Here is an 18,965-nt window from a genome sequence, read left to right as displayed (position 1 = left end):
TGTCGGCTGTTTTGTATTGCAATTCAGGTAGCGGAATTGGAACGACTTACACTAATCCACCAACATGGTGCGTTGCCGGAAAGCGCTGGCGGGCAGACGCACGCCGGCGGCTTCAAGGCGATCCATGAACGAGGGCCTAACGCCCGTTGCTTCAAACCGCCCGACCGCCCGGCCCGATTCGTTGATCCCTTCCACGGCGTAGTGGTAAATGTCTTGCATGACGATCGTGTCTTGCTCCATGCCAACCACTTCGGTGATGTGGGTAATCTTACGAGGACCGCCTTGCAAGCGATTCGCCTGAACGATCAAATCGACGGCGCTGGCGATCTGTTGCCGCATTGCCCTGAGCGGTAGTTCGAAGCCAGACATCGTAATCATCGTCTCGATACGGGCAATCGCGTCCCGCGGAGTGTTGGCGTGGAGCGTGGTCATCGAGCCCGCATGGCCCGTGTTCATGGCCTGGAGCATGTCGAGCGTTTCTCCCCCGCGGCATTCGCCAATAATCACGCGCTCGGGTCGCATGCGCAGTGCGTTCCTCACAAGATCGGTCGCGTTGATGGCCCCTTTGCCTTCGATGTTCGGGGGACGGGTTTCGAGACGCACGACGTGGTCTTGCTGCAATTGCAATTCGGCCGCGTCTTCGATGGTCACGATTCGGTCCGTATTCGGAATGAAACTCGACAAGGTATTCAGCAGCGTCGTCTTGCCGGAACCTGTGCCACCGGAGATCACGATATTCAACCGGGCCTTGATCGCGCCTTCCAAGAGCATCACCATCTCAGGCGTAAACGCCTTGTAATTCAACAGGTCTTCCAACTTGAGCGGATTGGAGCCGAACCGGCGTATCGAAACGCAAGCCCCGTCCAGCGCCAGGGGCGGAATGATCGCGTTCACACGCGAACCGTCCGTTAAGCGGGCATCGACCATCGGGCAGACTTCGTCCACGCGCCGTCCCACTTTCGAGACGATCCGATCGATGATCTGCATCAAGTGGTTGTTGTCGCGGAACTGGACGGTTGTCCTTTCCAACTTGCCGCGACGTTCGACGTAGATGTTCTTTGGGCCGTTGATCAGAATGTCGCTGATCGTCGGATCCTTGAGTAGGAATTCGAGCGGTCCGAGACCAAATGTTTCGTCCAGCACTTCTTCGATCAGCCGCTCGCGTTCGCCGCGGTTGAGCAACGTATCTTCGGTGTCGCAAAGGTGCTCGACGACCAGACGGATTTCGCGCCGCAACACATCCCCTTCCAACTCGCCGACTCGAGTCAGATCGAGCTTATCGACGAGCTTGGTGTGGATGCGGCGCTTCAGGGCCTCGAAATCGGAACTCTGGGCTTTCTCGCCAGGTCGCATCGGAAGCGGCGGGGTCTTCGTCGGTGCCATGACAGCTCACGAATTGGCGCGGTGATTATCGAGGAGGACGCTTCTGTCGTCGTTGAATTCAGGGCGCTGTCGCCAATTTCAGGCGGCCGCGCCGATCGTTTTCCAATGGAACCATAGCTCACGGTTGCGCGCGGGGCATGGCGAAAAGCCCCCCGAATGTTGCCGGCGTCCACCGTGTTTCGCTTATCCTAGCGCCAACGGCGATGGAACTTCGGCCGGGCGGAATCCACCGTCGCCGTGGGCTCCAGACTCAACATGGTTGCCGGCGGTACGATGAAGAATCGGCCCTTAGGCCTTTGATTTGCCGAGGAAGCCGAGCCAGCGGGATTTACCGGGCTTGCCGCCGTCAGCCTCATCGGCAGCCTTCCCATCCCCGGAGAGTGCTTCAGCGAGCTGAAGGATCGACTGTGTGATTGGAGCCTTCGGGGCCTGCTCGATTAGCGGCACCCCGTTGTTGCGGACTTCGACCATCGTGCGGTATTCATTGGGCAGTTGCCAGAAGATATCGCGGCCGATCGTTTCCTGGGCCTTTTTCAAGCTGATCTGGCCGGCATCGAGTCCCGCGCGATTGACAACGATCTTGATCTTGTCTTTCATCCCTTCCATTTCGCCGAGCGACATCATCAACCGCACCACATTGCGCAGACACGGCAGGTCGAGCTGCGTGATCAGCAGCACGTGGTTCGCCATCTCGAGCGCCACCATGTCGAGCGGGCTGTAGGATTTCGACAGATCGACGATTAGGTGGCTGAACGTCGCTTTGAGCAATCCGATCACGCGCTGCAAGTCCTCGGGAGTGACAAGCTTCGCGTCCTCCAATTGCACCGGCCGCGGCAATAGGAACAGCCCAGAGGAATGTTTTGTGAGCGACCGCTTCAAGAGCGAGAAGTCGAGGCGCGTAACGTTCTGCGCGACGTCGACTAGTGTGTAGTCGGGGATCGTATCGAGAAACACGTCGGCGTCGCCAAGGCTCAAGTCGAGATCGATCAGCACGACCGAGTTTTTCGGGTCCTTCGCCAGCACGCAACCGAGGTTGACTGCGAGGCTCGTGGTGCCGACGCCGCCCGTGGCGCCGGCGATGGCAATCACCGAACTGCCGCGAGATTTCGTTTCGCCGCGCCCGAAGCGCCGCTCGCGGATTCGCTCCAAGGCGCCGACCAGGTCTTCGATCCGCACGGGCTTCGGCAGAAATTCCTTTGCCCCAGCTCGCATCACTCGCAAGATCAAGTTGCCGTCACTCGAGCCGCTGATGACCAGCACGCTGCAATTCGGCGAAGTTTGGCCGAGCTGCTCGACGAGCTGCAAGGCTTTTTCGGGGTCTTTATCGAGCGCCACGATCCCGATGTCGGGATGGGTTTGGGCGACGACGTCGGAGAAGAACTCGTAGCGCGAACATTCCGCCTCGAGCCAGACCATCTCCAGTCCAAGCAGTATCGTCTTGAGCGAATCGCGCGCGGAATCGCTTGGATCGACGATCGCTAGCCTTAGGACATTGCTCATATTTGTGTCGCTCACTGCACGGCCGGGCAATCGTGACCTGGCCACCAAACTTGCCTTCACGCTGCAAATATAGGTTGCGCTCAGCCGTCGCACGGACCGGCGGCTCCGTAGGATCGGATCCGGCGGTCGAAGCAGGGTTCCGCCACGGAGCGCGCAACGCGGGCGGCCGACTACCGTCGCGACGTCAGCGCGGCGCTATCTCACCACGCCCACTCCGCGCCCCTATTTAACTACGTCATAACCGACGGGCCCGATGAGATTCGGCTCCGCGGCTTCTCGAGACGCAGCGGCATTCGGCCGCGAGCTTTGAGGTTTGGAACGATTGTATTGGCTGGGCGGGCCAACTATGACCCGTTGCGAGGGTTCCAATGGAATGGAACCGGTCGCCGGAGATGAGCGCGGACCATTGTAGCCCGACTTTCCGCTCGAGCCTCCCGGTTCGGTTGGCGCTGCGCCATTCGAGGCGGGAGCCGGAGTCGGAATCGATTCCGGTCCGACGCCGATCGGTCCGCCGACTCCCCCGCCACCCCACAGGCAATCTCCGGTCGCGCAAGGCCCGCACGAGGGGACTTCGCTGTAACCCTTCCAATACATTTCGCAATCGGTCGGGCTGCGGCTGGCCATGCCTGGGCCGCAGGGAGGTACATCGCAGGGATCCAGCGGATCGACCAATTCCGGCGTGACCATCACTACTAGTTCGATCTCGTTGTTCGTCTCTTTGACCTTGCGAAACAAAGCGCCGAAGTAGGGCAAATCGGCTAGATATGGAATGCCAGTTTTCGAGTACTCCTTGCGATCCTGAACCAATCCGGCGATCGCCAGCGTTTGGCCGGATTTCATCTCGACGCCTGTGTCAACTTCGCGCACGTTCAACCCCGGCACGGTAATTCCCTGCGTTGTCACGCTCAGCGTGTTGTCGAGGAAGCTCACACGCGGCTTGACCTCCAAGCGAATATTACCGTTACCGAGCACGATCGGCACGAAATCCACTTGTGTCCCAAACTTCTTGAAATCAACCGAAACGGTCCCCAGTCCCGACGGAATCAGAATCGGGAACTCGCCGCCCGAATTGAAATACGCTGGGCGGCCGCTCACGGTCACCAAGGTCGGCTCTGCCATCACTTTTGCGAGCTGGTATTGCTGCAAAGCATCGATGAATCCGAAGAAGGCAAAATTGTCGCTAACGACCCCTAGCCGAACTGTATCCCCGGCCGCACTTGTCGCCGGAGCGCCGAACGATCCGACGGTCTGCCCGGCGGCCGAGTTGGCGTTGAGCAGCCCCGAAGGAGTTGACGCCAAGAAAAAGCTGCTGTTATTGGTCCAGAAGTCGAAACCCATTTCGCGGAGCTTAGTCCGCGAAACCTCCATGACTTTCACGTGCAGCAGGATCTGTTGCACGCCGCCCACCTTGAGCAGTGAAATCACCTTGGGGTAATAATCCTCGGCGATTTTCTGAATTTGCGCGGCCTGATCCGGCTCCGGCACGAATCCCGACAGAATGACGCTATTCGCCGATGGGCGGACCGCGACGGTCGCATGCGGAAACTGTTGCTGGAGGACCAGGCTCAATTCCCGCGCGTCGCCGAACACGACCACGTCGATCGAGTGAACCTGGTTCTTTTCATCCCACAGGTTGACCTGAGTGACGCCGGCCTTCTTGGCATAGATCTGAATGGAGTTCGGCGACAGGGCCGTCAGATCGACCACGTCCTTGTTGTTCACTTGAGCGCGGGGAATCTTCAGGTCGAGCGTCAACAGCCGGCTGGAGTTGACCGTCATCTCCAGCCGCTGATTGGCAGCTTGAATCTTGTATACGATCGGCGGGGACTGGAGGTCTTGAGCGCCGGCCGGCGGAATGATCCCGGCGAGAATCGCGATCAGCGAGAGGTGCAGAGACAAACGACGGCGTAAAGCGTGAGTGAACATCCGTGTTCTTCCTATTTTGCAGTTAAAAGCGTTCAGCCGCGAGCCGCGGCACTGGCCGCGTCATTCTTATCGTCGCTCGATTTCGCTCCGTCCTTTTTGGTCGCCGAAGCGCCCTTGGCGCTCTTGTTCGAAGGATCCGTCGTCGCGGGCGCGGTGTTCTCCGCGGGTTCGCTTCTCGAAGGAGGTCCTGCCGACCCGTTTTCCCAGCGCGAATCGTTGTCGAACTTTCGAGTAAACTCCGATTGAGTGATCTCGGTTCCCTTGATGATCTGCACGGTGAAACTCTGCGGCTTTTCGACGGCCGGTTGAGGCTGTCCAGAGTTTTGGGTGGCGGCGTGTTGAATCTGGTTCAGCATTGCGGCCAGTCCGGACGGCTTTGCCTTACTGCCGAACAGAGGGTCCATATTCTCCTGATCACGATCGGTCTTGTCCGTCGTAAAGAGGTCGCTGAGTCGAGTGCCGGCCGGATTCACCTCTCCTTTGTCGTCGGGGCTACGAATCACTAGCCGGATATGGCCGATCTCCGCCGCCAGCGTCGCCTTCTCCACTTGGCTGGGAGTCAACAGCAGCGTAACGGTTTTAGCTGTCATTGCCTCCGGCAGTTTTTCATCAGGAGCGGTCAACTGGTCGTTGACGGCAAATACCTTGATGTCTTGGAGGATCGTCTTGGTACCGGTCTCAATTGACCCGCGGCTCTGATCGATAAAAACCAGCACATCAACGCGATCTCCCGGATGCAGCAGCCCGCCGTGCGAATTCATTGCGTCGCCTTGCACCGTATAGGCTCGGAATCCCGTCGGAATCGTGTCGGACGCCGATGAGCCGCTGACCCTCAGTTTCTTCTCCAGCACCGCCTCGCCCTGGAATATCGCGGAACGGGAATGCTTTCCGTCGATATCTTCCAGCTTGCCGAGCGCACCCGGCGGGACCTTTTCCTTTGGCCATTGTTCGAGCTTCAGATTCTGCGGCGAGAGCAGATCGCCGCTCTTGATGTCTGCCATCGCCACCCAGATCGGAGTGGTCTCTTCAGCCGGACCCGCATCTTGATTTCGCTGCAATACCTGGCTGATGCCGATCGACGCGACCAGGCCGCAGCCGAGAGCAAGAGCTAGTAGAATGACGGTTTTGGATCGCATGATTTCATTGCCTCGGTTTCAATATAGATGATTGGCGTGTCATCTCCCTCGACTTGATCAAAACCCGCAGAGCCGGCATTTCCGGCATCCCCGCCATCTTCCACAAGTCTCGCTCGACAGTGCGCTATCTCGTCGCAAAGTCGTTTGAATCCTCGCTTGACCTTTCGGCCGGGATCGACGGACGAAATCCATCTGGGAGGCTCAAACGACTCAGCCCAGCCCTCCTTCGATACTTTCGGCACAATCGGCAGACTTTCTCCAATCTCGCTGAATCACAGCATCCCCGCCCAGGCAAAATAGGCGATCGTGCCGATGGCCAGTGGAATGCCGTACGGCAGCAGCAACATCGAACTCTTCCGCTCCGCGGCAATCGCTGATAGTTCAGCCGGATTGCCGATCGTCATGATCTCCGAAAAGATCATCACGAATTGATCCTTGTGCTTGCGCCAGGCGCGGCGGCCAATAACCATCGCGACGGCAATGACGCCGCCGATTATGGCCGACCAGCAAAACGCATAAAACGTGGTTTCGGGGAAAACCCAAGCGCCAACGCCGGCCAAAAGTTTCACGTCGCCGGCCCCCATCCCGCCGATCGCATAGGCCGGCAGCAGCAATCCTAATCCGACTGCGGTGCCCATCAAACTCCACCCCAGTCCAGCCCAACCCGCCGTCGCCACGTTGAAAGCCCAGCCGCTCAAGATCATCGGAAAGGTGATCCAGTTGGGGACCTTGAGCTTGTAGCCGTCGATCACAGCCGCTACGACCAGAATGACCGTCACCAGCCACACGTGCCAGTGTTCGGTGAAATTGAAATCGCCGAGATGGTTGAGCATGAGTCGGTCCTGTCGAAATCAGATTGCAGAATAAAAAACGCCTAACGAAGTTGTGCGCGCCTAATATCTTTTACTTTTTTATTCAGCAGTCTGCATTCTGTATTTCATATTCCCAACAAAAATGCCTCCCCGGTCATCGGGCCTTTGCCGATGCCGAGGAGGCGGACTACACGTGGTGGTCGATGCGATGCGGCCGCAAATCGGCTCGCATTCGCCGACCGACGCGCAACTAGCTCGCTCCGCCAATCGAAGCGGCGACGTTGCTGAACGTGGTCGAGGCCTTGCTGCCGATCGACGTAATCGCCGTCAAGCAGACGATGATGATCAGCGCCAGCATCACGGCGTATTCGACCGCGGTGGGGCCATCTTCCGAAACGAGGAAACGTCGGACCGAAAGAGCCAAGTTCTTCATGGGAATCCTCCAATTACGGCGGCCCCCGGCGGCTACTAGCCGGACGGAAACGCGCCGATGAGACAAGATAGGTCGGGTTTCGTCGCGTACGGCGCCTGCTCTTGCAAACCGGCGATGGCCTGCGGTGCCGCGACTCGACCCTGATTTAACTACGGTCCGGCTCCTCGTCTCCTCGAACTTGCCGCAACATTCCTTCGGCAACCTGGCTGCCGCGCGGATGTGCATCCGTCGCGGCCCTTGGCTTTGCGCCCCGGCCTTCCGACCGGTTTGCCTTTATCGAGAACGCAGAGGCCGGGCAGGCCTGTTGCGCCGATCGTTGGGGACCGAACTGCGATGAGATTCTTGGTCCACATCCAATCCGCGCTTTACCACGGCCCGAAGGCCGTGTTTCCTCTGGCGATCACGTAATCGCCGTCGGCTTACCAAAAACCTATGTCAACTACGCGGCTTGTCAAATCGGCAACTTTAATTTTTTTGAAGTTTTTGCATCGCGGTCCACGGCCGATCTCCGCCCTTTAGCCCGAAGCCGTCGGCGACGGCGCGCCGGGTGATCGCCGTCGCCGATGGCTCCGCGTTGAACGATTGATCCGCTTCGACGGTTGCGCCGACGCGGAAGATGCAGAGCAAGGGCTGGCCGGAGAAATCAAGTATCGTGGTCACTTCGATCTGAGCGGGGCAAGTGCGGCCCCATCTGCGGACCGCTTCGCAAGCTGGGCTCTCAGCGAACTCGACGATCCATGTTCGATTTCCGCGATATGAGTCCGACGAGATGAAGTTTGGCAGCTCGGTGTATTGCTCGACAACGATCTTTGGCGATTCCGGGGCACGCTGCTCGCCGAAGCTCAGATAGCGCAACGGCCAATAGTTCCACCATTCGCTTGTCAAGACTCGGACATCGCTGCCAGGCTTTTTGCTATGACCGACGATAAAGTCGAAAGCCGCTTCCTTCGGCTCGATCGCCGCCGTGCGAAATGTGGGATGCGACCTGCCCCCTGACGTTTCCATGAAGTTAAAGAAGCTTGCGTGGCAGACGGCGAGCAATAGCCAACCCGTCGCAACCGCAATTGTCGTTGCGGCTACGCGGCCACCCGCCGGACGATCGAGCCACCAGTCAACGGACAACGCCGCCAGGATCGCGCCCGCTCCGATCAAACAAATCCCATACCGCTCGAAGTGCGGCGCGATCGCAGCCGGTCCGGCAACAAGGAAGAACGCCGCCAAACTCAAGCCCCACCCGACCGTGAGACCAGTTACCGCGATTTTCCGACGATTGATCCAATCGTGAGAGTTCACTAGGTGCTCAGCGTTGTCGGCGCTTCCATCTCGAAAACCCGATCCACGACGGAGCAGTCGATAGATACCCCATGCGAGCGAACAGAAAGCGATGCTTGTCGGCAGGTCATAGAGAATAACTTCCGATGGGAACATTCCGTCCTTCGCGGGAGCGACCGCGCCGGAAACGTAATCGTAGACGGTCGCGCCGGAGAACAGTCGGCCCAAATTGACGCCGAAAGCCGCGTATTCGGTGGGATTCGTGAACCGCCCTAATACGGCAGGCGAGTACGATCCGGCCGCCGCCCCAGCCGCCACGAACCCGATCGCAGCGATCGAAAACCCAAGTTTTCCGAGCAATCGTCGCGAAATGGTCGACATCGCGTCGCGCCAAGCCAGTGCCAGGCAGACTCCGACGATCGGAGCGACGAACAAGTTCGTCGGATGCACGATGATTGCCGCGGTGAGCGCCGCCAACCCGCAGGCGCTCCAACGGACTTTCCGCGGCGCATCGATGATCGCTCGCAACGGCAGATAAATCGCTGGCAGCGTGATCAACAGCGACTGGCTTGCGTCCCAAGCCAAGCGGCTATAAACGATGCTAATCGGCAGAACTGCCAAAATCGTCGTCGAAATCAGGGCAACTCGGCGGCCAAAAACACTCCGGCAGAGCCAGAAGTTTACCGCAAGCGCGGCCAGCCCACTCGCAACGGCGGTCGTCCTCAAAAGTGCAAACGACGGCTCGCACAGCGCGTGAAGCAACAACTGCGGCCCAAAAAACAACGGGTTCAGCAGATTGCCCGTCGGCGTCCGCCATGCGATCGGCCGGCCGTGCAAGATAAGTTCCGCCTGTACACCGTACCATGCCTCATCGCCGTTGACCCCCGGAATATTCGCCAAATCGCGGCAGCGAAACCAGATCGCAACGGCCAACAGGCCGACGATGTTCAGGTAAACAAACCAAGCCGCAATCTTCATGTTCTAACCTAGATTTGAAAAACCACCTTCAGCCACTCTCCACGCACGATCATGCCAACTATTTCGCTCGCGCCGATTACGCGGTGCCAATACCTGATTGTGGGCACGATCATCGCGCTGACCTTTGGGATCCTCTTGGTCTTGGGCCTCGAAATCCCCTGGGGCGATATTTGGCCGCCGTTGGGGTTTTGCGGTCTCTTGGCCCTCGGCGCCTTTTACTACTGGTGGAAAGGGGTCGAGTGCTTCATGCTTTGCCTCAAGGCCCTGGCGATCCTAGTCGGCACAACCGCTGTATTCGGCCCGTTGACCTACGCTGTGGCGACGACTCGCTGGCCCTGGATCGACGAACAGTTAGCCGCGATTGACGCGGCGTTTGGGCTTTCGGCGGGCGCGCTGGTGATTTGGACAGGCCAGCACCCGTGGTTCGATCTGCTGATGCGGCTCGCCTACAGCTCGGTCTTTTACCAGATCATTGCCGTTGTCGTGGTGCTCGGCTTCACGTCGGATCGCCGATTGGACGTGTTCTTGATCCGGTTCATGCTGGGCGGGCTGCTGACTTCGGCGATCTTCGCGTTTCTCCCGGCCCAGGGAAGCTGCGTCTATTTCCATTTGCCGACACCTGGCAATTACATCGATGTGCTGAGCGAGCTGGCCCGACTTCGCAGAGGGGTCGCCTTCGTGTCCTGGCGAGATGCCCAAGGAATCGTCACGTTTCCGAGCTTTCACACGATCTGGGCCGTCCTGCTCGTCGCAGCGTTTCGCGGGCGGCGCCTATTTTGGCCGATTGCGATCCTCAATTCGCTCGTGCTGCTTTCGTGTGTGACGACGGGCATGCACTATTTTGCGGATGTGCTGGGCGGATTGATTGTTACCGCGATAGTGATCGTAGCGACGCGGCATCTCTGCCCGGCGCCGAAAACCGTCGCCGCCAGAGTTGCCACGGAACCGTCACTCGCGACCGAGCAGGCGGTCGCAACCGCGCCAGCCGTTTAACCCGGAGGCCAAGGGCGACGGTACACCTCGAACCCACAACGTCGCCGCCGTTGGCTCCGGATTAAACGGCTCGGAGGCGCCGGTTTCGCGCTTTGGTCGTTTCTGGAGTCTCTAGCTCCGCTCGCAAAGCTATCTTTCACTGGATCGACGCGAACATACGGGCCTCTCATTACGCCCTGCACACTTTCAAACCCCCATCGCCATGGACTGGAAAGACGAGCTTCTGAATCGCCTGGCCGCGAAGATCCCCTGCGGCTATCACTCCGCGGGGCCAGCGAGCGCCGAGCCGACGGCACTGGCGGCAATGGCGCTTGCCGTCGCGCCGCGACGATCTGCAGCCATCTCGGCGATGGAATGGTTGGCCTGCTTACAGGCGGCCGACGGGAGCATCGGGCCAACGACCCAGCAGGCCACCCCCGGATGGCCGACAGGCCTGGCGGTTCTCGCCGCAATCTGCGCGCAACACTGTTTCACGGCCAAGCAGCCGTTCGATATCGACCGCGCCGTGGCGTGGATCCTGCAAACGCGCGGCGAGACGTTGCCTCGGACTCCCGAATTGGGTCACGACTCGACGTTGGTCGGTTGGCCCTGGGTTGAAGGCACGCATTCCTGGATCGAGCCGACCGCGATGCACGTGCTCGCGCTAAAGGCGGCGAGCCATGGCGACCATCCACGCGCGCGCGAAGCCGTTCGATTGCTCGTCGATCGGCTGTTGCCGGATGGCGGCTGCAACTATGGCAACACGTTCGTGATGGGGCAAGTCCTTCGCCCGCATCTTCAGCCGACCGGGTTGACGATGATGGCCCTCGCGGGAGAGTCCGACGCCGACGGCCGCGTCAACAAATCGCTCGATTATCTGAACAGCGAACTATCGCCGCGCACGCCGGCGGCATCGCTTTCCTATGGAATCTTAGGACTTGCGGCACATGGCCGTTTGCCGCGCAATTCACAATCATGGCTCGAAATCGCCTATCGGCGGACGATCGACCGCGATGGCGCACCATACCGTTTGGCGTTGCTGGCGCTCGCGGCCCTCGGGCCGGAGACCCCGTTGATCACCCTGCCCCGAAAGGCATCGTTAAACCCGGACCCAACGGCGACCGTGCCAGCCCTCGCAACATCGCCGCTGGCCCTGGGATAAGAATGCGAACTTGTAGGCAAAAATGACTACTCCTACCGAGTCGAAGCGCGATCCACGAGTTGCCAATGGCAACTCGGTTCCCCCGGCGTTCGGCCGCCGCGCGCTCCTGCTTGGCGGCGGGGCGGCGATTGCCGGCCTGATCGGAATTCCTTTCTTGCGGCGCGCGCTGGCGAAAAAGGAAGCGGCCTTCATCGCCCGCGGGCAACGCTATGATGGCCCGCTTGAACAAACGATTCGCGACGGCCTGCTCGCAACCGGTTTCGACCCGGAGCCGATCGCCGGTAAGCGGGTGCTGCTCAAGCCGAATCTTGTCGAGCCGATGCGAAAATCGCCACAGATGACCACCCACCCCGCGATGGTGCTCGCCGCCGCGGCCGTGTTTCAGCGCTGGGGAGCGAACGTCGTCGTCGGTGAAGGACCGGGGCACGTCCGCGACACGGAATTGGCCCTCGACGAATCTGGCATGCAAGACGCGCTCGATACCGCGCGTTTGCAGTTCGCCGATCTGAACTACGAAGAGGTGGCCTGGATCGCCAACGCCGGCCGCGCGAGCAAGCTGCCAGGCTTTTGGTTTCCCAAGTCCGTCATCGAGGCAGACTTGATCGTCTCGATGCCCAAGATGAAAACGCACCATTGGGTCGGCTTCACCGCCTCGATGAAGAACCTGTACGGCACGATTCCGGGGATCAAATATGGCTGGCCGAAAAACGTGCTCCATCACGCCGGGATTCCCGAAACCGTGTTCGACATCAACGCCTCGCTCGCCAAATCGATTTCGATCGTCGATGGCATCGTCTGCATGGAAGGGGATGGGCCGATCATGGGGAGCCCGAAATCGCTCGGGCTGGTAATCGTCGGAACCAATCCGACGGCCGTCGATGCGACGGTCGCGCGGCTCATGGGACTTGAGCCGGAGCGAGTCCCGTACTTGCAACTGGCCGACAATCGGCTCGGTCCGATCGACGATCGCTTGATCACACAGCGCGGCGAAGCGTGGCGCGACGTGGCCACCCCGTTCAAAATTATCGACAGGCCACATCTCCGCGCCCTTCAGACTGATGGGATCAAGATATCGTAGCGGAACTCGCCAGAATCCCGGCGTCCCATGAAGCTGTTGAACTCGGAGCCATTGGCGACGGCCCTCGGTAGCGGAATTCGCCAGAATTCCGAGACGCCGTGGGACTCACGGAAACTGAATTCTGGCGAATTCAGCTACCGCAATCCATCGCGGACCGAGCGATTCCAATTCGGTTGGACGGCGCTACTTTCATTCGCAATGCTGCTCGCCCTGGCGACTCCATTTCTTGCCGGACAAATCTACACGGCGGATGACTTGGGCGCATTCCATCTACCGATGCGGGCGTTCTATGCCGATTGTTTAGCCCACGGTCATGCGTTTGATTGGTCGCCGCAGATGTTTTGCGGGTTCTATCTGACTGGCGAAGGGCAAGTTGGCGCCTACCATCCGCTCCACCTGCTGCTCTATCGCTCGTTGCCGCTCGGGATTGCGTTCGATCTCGAATGCCTGGTCAATTATCCGTTGATGCTCTTGGGAATGTACTTGCTGCTGCGCCGCTGGAACATTCGGCGCGACGCGGCCCTATTGGGCGGCCTGACATTCACGTTCTCAGGCTTTTGCCTGCTCCATTTCGTTCACGTCAATGGCGTGGCCGTCGTGGCGCATATACCGTGGCTATTACTGGCGATCCATGCGGCGATCCGCGGCGCCGATCGGAATCGACGGCGCCTCGGCGGCATTGCCATTGCCCTGTTGACCGGCTCGCAATTGCTGTTGGGTTACCCGCAATACGTTTGGCTCTCGATGGTTGCGGAGATCGGTTACGTGGCGTTGCTGCTACGGAGCGAGGATGTCGGTGAACTCGGTCGAACCGGGCGAGGTGCATGGGACGATGGGAAGGCCGTAGCCGCCGCTGCCAGCATCGGCATTCGAGCCATTGGAACGCTAGTGCTTTGGAAAACCCTCGGTGTCATGCTCGGCAGTATTCAACTGCTCCCAACCCTCGATGCCCTGCTACATTCATCGCGGCAAGTTGCCGAAAGTTCATTCGGCGGCTGGGGCTCACTCGACCCGCTCAACCTCATCCAGCTTGTCGCCCCGTATTTATTCAAGAGCCGAGTCGTCGGCCAAAACACGCACGAATTAGGTCTCTATGCCGGTTCCGTGACGCTGTTGCTCGCCGTCTGGTGCGTGTTCCATCGCCCGGCGGCCGGCCGAATCCGTTTGCTGGCTCACGGGGCGATCCTGCTCGTCCTGCTCGGATTGCTGCTGGCGTTTGGCGACCGAGGACCGTTCGGCTGGTTTGTTGCGCGAATTCCGCTCGTCGACCGATTTCGATTCCCGTGCCGAGCGATTGTGCTGGTGCATTTCGGGCTGGCAGTTTTGGCGGCAATCGGATTGACGTCGCTGCGGCAATCTCGAACCGAGCCAAACGGTTCCAGTCGCGGTGCGTCGAGCGGCATGAAGGCAGTTGGGCTGCTCGTGGGGCTTAGCGTCGCGCTTGCCGCCGCCGGACCTGTTTGGTGGCCAGAGTATGTGGCGTCGGCGGCGCTCGTTTGGACCGGCCCGATCCTATTAGCGGTCGCCGCGGTGCTGTTAAACCGGTCGCGACGGGGAGCCGCTTGGGCGCGCGCCGGCCTAGTGGCGTTCTCGACGATCGATCTTGCGATTTACGGAATGAGTTATGCCGTCTTTCCGCAAACTGCGGAGTTCGATCGGTATGTCGCTTCGATCTCACTTCCACTCGGACCAGCGAGCGGGCGCATCGCGCTCGATCTGGTGCCGACGAACCGTAGCGGCTTGCATGCCGGCAATCAATCTTTATTACGCGGCTGGGAACGCGTCGATGGCTACGCCGGCCTGGAACCGGCGCGGCAACTCGATTATCGGCAAATTGCAGCGCTGCGGTTGGCCGGCGTCGTCTGGGTCGCGGCGGGGGCAGATGTGGCTGACCGCGCGTCTATCGAGCCCATATTGCCTGATTGGCTCCGATTCGAGAATCCGCTGCCGCGCGCTCGGCTGATCACGCGGACGCTCGTCACGGCCGATCCTGCGCGTGAGATAAGAAAAATCCCGCTCGAATCGACGGCGCTCGTCGGAGAGCCGGTTGATCTTCCAGCCGGCCCAGCCGGCACCGCCATAATCGTCGCCGACCGGCCAGGGGAGATCCGCGTTGCCGTCGATTCGCCCACCCGCCAGTTGCTTGTGCTCGCGGAAAGTTATCATTCCGGCTGGCAAGCGACGTCGGGCGACGAGCCGCGCGCGATTATGCGGGTCAACGGGGATTTTATGGGGTGCCTCGTCGAGCCGGGAAAGAGCGAAATCCATTTTCGCTTTCGGCCCGCGAGCCTGCGATACGGCGAATGGCTGAGCATCCTTGGGCTAGGCTTCATTGCGGTGGCGGTGCTGTCGTCGATCCGCAGCGGAATTCGCCAAAGTCCCGAGCCGAGCCCTTTACGGGACATCTGAATTCTGGCGAATTCAGCTACGGCGCCTCGTGCGTGTATCGTTCTAGCAATCGAATTGACCTCGACTGATTTATGAATCGGTATATGCCCCCGGCCGACCAACTCCAATTGGCTCCGACGCGCCCATCGCTATCGAAAACTTTCGTTAGCGTGGTGCTGCCGGTCTACAACGAAGTCGAAGTCCTGCCGACGTTGCTCGGCCGAGTGCGTCAGGCGCTCGCCGTGCTGGGCGTGTGCTCGGAAATCATCTTCGTCGACGACGGCTCGACCGACGGCAGCGGACCGCTCTTGGATCAGATCGCGGCCCGCTGCCCCGAGGTGCGAGTGATTCATTTCTCGCGCAATTTCGGCCATCAAGCGGCGGTGCAAGCCGGCTTGCGTCATGCCCAAGGCGACGCCGTCGTGCTGATGGATTCCGATCTGCAAGACGCGCCCGAAGCGATTGGCCGACTCCTAGATGCTTGGCGTGAGGGCTATGACGTGGTCTACGCGTTGCGGGCGAAGCGGAAAGAGCGGGTCTGGAAGCGGCTGTTGTTCGCCGCGTTTCACCGCACTCTGGCGGCCGTCGCCACGACGCCGATCCCGCCCGATGCCGGGAACTTCAGCCTAATCGACGCCCGCGTGGTTCGTGAAATTGTAGCTCTTTCCGAGCGCGATCGCTATCTGCCGGGATTGCGCTCGTGGGTCGGCTTTCGACAGACGGGCGTCGTGGTCGAGCGCTTGGCCCGCTACGACGATCACCCGCGCGTTTCGCTCCGCGGACTGTGGCGGCTAGCCAAGACGGCCATTTTCTCGTTCTCCTCGCTGCCGCTGACGATCTTCTACCTGATCGGCTACTCGGCGCTGCTCATCTTCCTCGGGCTGGCCGGCTATTCGCTCTATTGCCGCCTTTTCACAAATCTGGCCATCCCCGGCTGGACCTCGTACATCCTGAGTGCAAGCTTCTTCGGAGCGCTCAATGCCCTGGGGATCAGCATGCTCGGCGAATACGTCCTGCGAATCTACGATCAAGTCCGCGCCAGACCGCTTTATCTCATTGAGCGAACGGTGAACATCGCCGCGGCCGAAGCGAAAAAGCAACCCGTGTCGAACTCGACGGATGATGATGCCGTCTCCGAATCATCGGGTGAATTCGACCAATTGCTAGCTCAAACGGCCGAATTGCTCAGGACGACCACGGATTCTCAATGCGAGCCGACTCTGATCGATCGTGCCAATGCTGTAACAAACTAGAAAGCGCAGAAGGCATCAAGAAAATAGTGGAGACAGCGAGTCTCTCTTCGCATTTCCGCGCTCAAAGCGTCTTCTGCGTTCCGTTCGTCGGTCTCTCTCAATCCCACCACCAAACATTCGGCAAATTGGCCTGCGGCTTGGCGGCGGCGCGTTGGTCGCGGAGAGTGCCGTAGTCGGCTTGCAAGGCGGTCGGCTCGACCAATTTAGTGGGATCGCACGAAACGCCGCCGCTCACACCGACCAGGATCAACGATTGGTTCACGACCCGATGGTTGATCACCGTCTCGATGGTTTTCGGCGAATCGGAAACCTCCACGCGATATCGTTTCTGATCGCCGAAAAAGGTTAGGTGCCAATCCGCTCGATCGGCCAGCCGCTCCGAGCGCATCAATGCGCCGAGCAGCGCCAAATCGAAGATATTCTGCAAATCGGCATAAATCGGATACTTGACCGCAAGTTCGGAAAAGTGCTTCGTGAAGTTGCGGGCGAATTCCGAGTTGAGCACATCGGAGGCGCCGGTGTGGACGCGCTGGCCGGTCGCCGTGAGCAATTCGTTTTCGCTCAGCACTTTCACACCCTGCCCGCGGAACTCGAAGCCGTCGTGATCATGCGTGGCCTGCAGGGCATCGTAATTGATCGTGAACCACCAGCGGAGCACGTCCATCGGCGGGGCGGATTGCCCATTCGGCACTTGAATCATGCTGAGATAGCTCGGCACGCCGAGCACGCCGTTCTCCAAACCCACGCCCACCAGCTTCATTCGATAATCGGCTTCGACCAGCACGCGGGCGGCCCGAGTGCCCGGATTTAGCCCGTAGACCTCGATATTCTGCCGGCCCATTTGATCGCGGAGCTTTGCCAGCCAGCGATCGCGCTCCTCCGTCCCCGGCCTGAGCGGAGCCCGATTCGATTCGGCGACGAACTCCTTGGTGCGGGCCAGGGCTTCTTGTGTTGGCGTGATCGCGCAGCCGAATTTGGCGTCGCGAGCGTTCAGCATGTGACGCATGACGACCACCAGATCGTCGAGCTGCACGACTGGCCGTCCCGTCTCTTTCCCGACGATTCGGCCGTCGGCATCGAATTGCCAGTCGCCCGCCGGCCCAGCGATGACTAGATCGTGCGATTCCGGATAGACCAGCACGTATTTGATTCGCTGCAAGCCGGCGAGCATGCGCATCTCTTCGGTCGGCTGCCGGCCCAGTGCTACCAATCGCTGAACTTCGCGCTCCAGTCGCGTGAGCGAAATCTTTCGAATCTTGGAGGTTTGCCGGGCGTTGCCGCTTTGCACGGCGGTGGCCGCGGAGCGGCGCAGTGCGTCGAGGCCGCCCGACCGATCCTCGCACAACGTCCGCAAGACGCCCTGTGCGTCGACGTAAACTCCTGTCGGAAACGGCGCGATCGAGCCGGTCCCGCCGGCATCGCTCCAACTTGTCGGGGCGATCGTCGAAGTGATTAAGTCGATCAGCGAATCGAAATCGGCCTGATTGCCGCCAAAGCCACCCTTGCCGCTCGATTCCAGGCCGGATGAGGGAACCAGCTTGCTCAATGAGTCGGCACGAGATTGATCGCTCGACATGCCGAACGTCGTCGAGATCGCGGCGCCGCGAGCGCCGGCCTGATTCTGAGCGACCGCGATTTGCGCGAGAATCGCATCGCGTTCGGGACCGGCGGGCGCCGACTGGGCCGCGCTGACCGCCGCGGAGAACTCTCCGGCATCAAGTTGGGCTTTGATCGACGTTCGGTCCGCAGCTTCGGCCGCGTGTGTCACCGCCGGCACCAGCGACAACTGGCAAATCAGGACGACCACTGGAATGAGCGGCACGTGCCATGCCCAATGCCCTGCGTTGGAATGTTTCGGACTTGGTGGACCGGAAAACATGCCCACGCGAGCGGCACGGCGTGTTGGTTGAACGCAGTCAATTGGCGTTCGCGTCGGCATGGCACCCGCAACTGCGATTGGAATCTGAAAAAGACCACGTCCGATGATCGACGGGAACATAAGCCACCTCCCGGAAAGTTCGGCCCAAGATACGAGCGGCCCGGCGCAAATCAGCCTCGCATATCGGGGCGACCAATGTCAAGCAGACTGCTCGATAGACCAGTTCGGCCGGCGGCGGAGACTTTATTCCGTGGCCCTCATGTCGCAGCCGCCAAAACAAAAAAAACGGCCTGCCAGGTTGCACCCCAGCAGGCCGTTTCAATTGTCAGGCTCAAGAGACCGACGGGAGGGGTCGGCTCTCGATCACACAAGCTTACTTGGCGCAACCGCAGCTCGGGGCGGCGGCACATCCACAGCTCGCTTCGCAACCGCAACCGCAACCACAGCACTTCTTCGCGCAGCAGGTCTTCTGGCAGCAGGCGTGGAGCCAATCGTGGAGGGCGTGGTGGCAGCAGCCGCAGCCACAACCACAGCTCGGAGCAGCACATCCGCAGCTCGGTGCGGCACATCCGCAAGACGGAGCGGCAGGGGCCGCAGCAGCGCAACCGCACGAAGGAGCGGCGCAACCGCAGCTCGATTCGCAGCAGCAGGGCTTGCAGCAGCGGTGATGGCATTTGTGGCAACGCTCGTGGCAGCAGCTTTCGCAGCCGCAGGTCGGCGCCGCACAGCCGCAAGTCGGAGCGGCACAACCGCAGCTCGATTCGCAGCAGGACTTGCAACAACGATGACAACG

At 60.2% G+C, this 18,965-nt stretch carries 14 protein-coding genes and 1 riboswitch; of the genes, 5 read left to right on the top strand and 9 right to left on the bottom strand.

Annotation, left to right across the window (positions count from 1 at the left end; all coding sequences use genetic code 11):
• Window positions 1-51 precede the first annotated feature (51 nt).
• The 7 genes from VGY55_19365 to VGY55_19335 all read right to left on the bottom strand — a co-directional run bounded on the left by VGY55_19365 (window position 52) and on the right by VGY55_19335 (window position 9,440).
• On the bottom strand, window positions 52-1,353 hold the full coding sequence (locus VGY55_19365) for a CpaF family protein (GenBank protein HEV2972141.1): 1,302 nt from the start codon (window positions 1,351-1,353) through the stop codon (window positions 52-54).
• 318 nt (window positions 1,354-1,671) lie between these two features.
• Window positions 1,672-2,883, bottom strand: a complete 1,212-nt coding sequence (locus VGY55_19360) for a response regulator (GenBank protein HEV2972140.1) — start codon at window positions 2,881-2,883, stop codon at window positions 1,672-1,674.
• 222 nt (window positions 2,884-3,105) lie between these two features.
• Complete coding sequence (locus VGY55_19355) at window positions 3,106-4,809, bottom strand: type II and III secretion system protein family protein (GenBank protein ID HEV2972139.1); 1,704 nt, start codon at window positions 4,807-4,809, stop codon at window positions 3,106-3,108.
• A gap of 32 nt (window positions 4,810-4,841) precedes the next feature.
• On the bottom strand, window positions 4,842-5,945 hold the full coding sequence (gene cpaB / locus VGY55_19350; protein ID HEV2972138.1) for a Flp pilus assembly protein CpaB: 1,104 nt from the start codon (window positions 5,943-5,945) through the stop codon (window positions 4,842-4,844).
• A 272-nt stretch (window positions 5,946-6,217) separates the two neighbouring features.
• On the bottom strand, window positions 6,218-6,778 hold the full coding sequence (locus tag VGY55_19345) for an A24 family peptidase (protein HEV2972137.1): 561 nt from the start codon (window positions 6,776-6,778) through the stop codon (window positions 6,218-6,220).
• Between the two features lie 229 nt (window positions 6,779-7,007).
• Window positions 7,008-7,190 carry a Flp family type IVb pilin gene (locus VGY55_19340; protein HEV2972136.1) on the bottom strand — a complete coding sequence of 61 codons (183 nt, stop codon included), beginning with the start codon at window positions 7,188-7,190 and terminating at the stop codon, window positions 7,008-7,010.
• A gap of 193 nt (window positions 7,191-7,383) precedes the next feature.
• Window positions 7,384-7,472, bottom strand: a riboswitch (cyclic di-GMP riboswitch).
• Between the two features lie 183 nt (window positions 7,473-7,655).
• A complete protein-coding gene (locus VGY55_19335) occupies window positions 7,656-9,440 on the bottom strand; it encodes a hypothetical protein (protein ID HEV2972135.1) in 1,785 nt (594 codons plus the stop codon).
• Window positions 9,441-9,491: 51 nt separating this feature from the next.
• On the opposite strand from VGY55_19335, the gene VGY55_19330 reads away from it, so the two are divergent.
• From VGY55_19330 to VGY55_19310, 5 genes are all read left to right on the top strand, one after another.
• Window positions 9,492-10,433 carry a phosphatase PAP2 family protein gene (locus VGY55_19330; protein HEV2972134.1) on the top strand — a complete coding sequence of 314 codons (942 nt, stop codon included), beginning with the start codon at window positions 9,492-9,494 and terminating at the stop codon, window positions 10,431-10,433.
• Between the two features lie 202 nt (window positions 10,434-10,635).
• A complete protein-coding gene (locus VGY55_19325) occupies window positions 10,636-11,574 on the top strand; it encodes a hypothetical protein (GenBank protein HEV2972133.1) in 939 nt (312 codons plus the stop codon).
• A gap of 22 nt (window positions 11,575-11,596) precedes the next feature.
• Window positions 11,597-12,652, top strand: a complete 1,056-nt coding sequence (locus VGY55_19320) for a DUF362 domain-containing protein (GenBank protein ID HEV2972132.1) — start codon at window positions 11,597-11,599, stop codon at window positions 12,650-12,652.
• A gap of 27 nt (window positions 12,653-12,679) precedes the next feature.
• Entirely contained in the window at window positions 12,680-15,061 is a 2,382-nt protein-coding gene (locus tag VGY55_19315; protein ID HEV2972131.1) for a YfhO family protein, read from the top strand.
• An 83-nt stretch (window positions 15,062-15,144) separates the two neighbouring features.
• Window positions 15,145-16,293 (top strand): glycosyltransferase family 2 protein, encoded by a 1,149-nt coding sequence (locus VGY55_19310; GenBank protein ID HEV2972130.1) that lies wholly within the window; start codon window positions 15,145-15,147, stop codon window positions 16,291-16,293.
• Window positions 16,294-16,390: 97 nt separating this feature from the next.
• Here the strand turns inward: VGY55_19310 and VGY55_19305 are convergent, their stop codons facing one another.
• Together VGY55_19305 and VGY55_19300 are read right to left on the bottom strand one after the other, a co-directional pair.
• Entirely contained in the window at window positions 16,391-18,115 is a 1,725-nt protein-coding gene (locus VGY55_19305; GenBank protein ID HEV2972129.1) for a DUF1598 domain-containing protein, read from the bottom strand.
• Window positions 18,116-18,429: 314 nt separating this feature from the next.
• A complete protein-coding gene (locus tag VGY55_19300) occupies window positions 18,430-18,963 on the bottom strand; it encodes a hypothetical protein (protein ID HEV2972128.1) in 534 nt (177 codons plus the stop codon).
• Between the last annotated feature and the right edge of the window lie 2 nt (window positions 18,964-18,965).

It is taken from the genome of Pirellulales bacterium (assembly GCA_035939775.1).
Lineage (GTDB): Bacteria > Planctomycetota > Planctomycetia > Pirellulales > DATAWG01 > DASZFO01.
This window is presented reverse-complemented; position numbering and strand designations above follow the sequence as displayed.

What these genes read in the sequence shown, in the direction of transcription:
- VGY55_19345 (HEV2972137.1), bottom strand. Translation starts at nt 6,778, where the DNA reads ATGCTCAACCATCTCGGCGATTTCAATTTCACCGAACACTGGCACGTG.
- cpaB (HEV2972138.1), bottom strand. Translation starts at nt 5,945, where the DNA reads ATGCGATCCAAAACCGTCATTCTACTAGCTCTTGCTCTCGGCTGCGGC.
- VGY55_19355 (HEV2972139.1), bottom strand. Translation starts at nt 4,809, where the DNA reads ATGTTCACTCACGCTTTACGCCGTCGTTTGTCTCTGCACCTCTCGCTG.
- VGY55_19360 (HEV2972140.1), bottom strand. Translation starts at nt 2,883, where the DNA reads ATGAGCAATGTCCTAAGGCTAGCGATCGTCGATCCAAGCGATTCCGCG.
- VGY55_19320 (HEV2972132.1), top strand. Translation starts at nt 11,597, where the DNA reads ATGACTACTCCTACCGAGTCGAAGCGCGATCCACGAGTTGCCAATGGC.
- VGY55_19340 (HEV2972136.1), bottom strand. Translation starts at nt 7,190, where the DNA reads ATGAAGAACTTGGCTCTTTCGGTCCGACGTTTCCTCGTTTCGGAAGAT.
- VGY55_19315 (HEV2972131.1), top strand. Translation starts at nt 12,680, where the DNA reads ATGAAGCTGTTGAACTCGGAGCCATTGGCGACGGCCCTCGGTAGCGGA.
- VGY55_19365 (HEV2972141.1), bottom strand. Translation starts at nt 1,353, where the DNA reads ATGCGACCTGGCGAGAAAGCCCAGAGTTCCGATTTCGAGGCCCTGAAG.
- VGY55_19310 (HEV2972130.1), top strand. Translation starts at nt 15,145, where the DNA reads ATGCCCCCGGCCGACCAACTCCAATTGGCTCCGACGCGCCCATCGCTA.
- VGY55_19325 (HEV2972133.1), top strand. Translation starts at nt 10,636, where the DNA reads ATGGACTGGAAAGACGAGCTTCTGAATCGCCTGGCCGCGAAGATCCCC.
- VGY55_19330 (HEV2972134.1), top strand. Translation starts at nt 9,492, where the DNA reads ATGCCAACTATTTCGCTCGCGCCGATTACGCGGTGCCAATACCTGATT.
- VGY55_19335 (HEV2972135.1), bottom strand. Translation starts at nt 9,440, where the DNA reads ATGAAGATTGCGGCTTGGTTTGTTTACCTGAACATCGTCGGCCTGTTG.